Below are 1,477 nucleotides of genomic sequence, written 5' to 3' on the forward strand. Positions count from 1 at the left end.
AAAATCCTGAGCAACTTTTTGTTGCTCAGGTACTTAAAAAGTTTAATTTATAATAGTGTTGCGGAATTAAGGTATAAAAGAAATTGCGGGTTCGATATTTTGTGTAGGAACTTTAAAAGGCATAGGACATCTTTGGTTTGTGGGCAATATATTAATCTGCTATCTTTTGACTCCATATCTTGATTGGATATTTAGACGCAATGCCGAAAGAAAGTTCTTGTCAAATCTCAAAAAGCTTATTTTCTTAGCAGTAGTGTTTACTTTTACAGGTATCTATCTACAATCCTATTTTCGCCCGGGGCACATTTTGTGCTATATAGTCGGATATGTCCTTTCAGTAACATACCGGGATTATGGAGATAAAGTTATCTACAACACAATGATTTTGTCTGGTGTTGTTGCATTTGTATTGAAATCAGTATATGCCTATTTGAAATATTTCAAGAATGTGGAGATGATTGGTATATGGTCACATTTCCATGACTATTCTCATATGGTTGGGGAGTGTTCATAATGACATTGTTGTTGGTGCTATTATACAAAGTACCACAACTGAAGATTGCAAGTTTCTCTGATAAATACAGCTACGAAATTTATATTGTTCATCAGTTGTTCATTTTGAGTCCTCTAACATTAATGGCTTTAACAAATTATCCTGTAGTTAATATCGTTGTAACATTATTAAGCATAGGTATATCAGGTGTAGTTCTGAAAATAATGACAAGAAGTTTACTGAAAACAATCAAAATTGCATAACAAAAAAATACACTTATGTGCAAGTTTACAATTTGTATTCCGTCGTATAATCGAGCACATACAATTCAAAAGCCTTTAGAAAGTTTGGTAGAGCAAACATTCAAGGATTTTGAGGTGGTCGTAGTAGATGATGGTTCTAGTGACAATACAGAAGAGGTTGTTCACCCGTACGAATCTCTTCTGAACCTTCGTTATATCAAGAAAATAAACGGAGGTAAGCATACTGCCCTAAATAGGGGTATTGCGTGTGCCAAAGGAGAACTGTTTGTTATTCTTGATTCTGATGATCAGTTTGTTACTACCTGCTTGGAAAAGATGGCTAAACTATGGGACGGATGCAAGGACAGGGATTCGTTTTGTGGAGTTATGGGCAAGAGTATGACTAACGGCAAAATGATAGGGCGGCCATTTCCTGAAGGTCTGCACTCTTTGTCTTATGTAGAATACCACTATGGTGACTATGCGGGATGGTTTCTTGATTGTTGTGAGTGTCTGAGAACTGATATCCTTAAGAGGTATTCGTGGCCTGAAAATCTTGAAACCAAATTTGTTCCGGAGAATTATGTAATGGATCAAATAGGCTTAAAGTATAAACTTCTTCTTACTAATGAAATTTTTATGGATAAGGTTTATGAGAATGATGGTATCCTCAAATCCGCAACTAAGCCCTTGAACGTCCTTATTGCGTTTACACGTCCTCTCATTACTGAATTTGCAGATA

General features: G+C 35.7%; 1 protein-coding gene. It reads left to right on the forward strand.

The window, feature by feature from the left end; all coding sequences use genetic code 11:
• Positions 1 to 771: 771 nt before the first annotated feature.
• Positions 772 to 1,477, forward strand: a 706-nt coding sequence (locus AB5935_RS25945) for a glycosyltransferase family 2 protein (RefSeq protein ID WP_368327866.1), incomplete at its 3' end; no start/stop codon positions are given.

The organism is Phocaeicola sp. RTP21198st1_B8_RTP21198_201120 (assembly GCF_040929485.1).
Taxonomy (GTDB): Bacteria; Bacteroidota; Bacteroidia; order Bacteroidales; family Bacteroidaceae; genus Phocaeicola; species Phocaeicola dorei.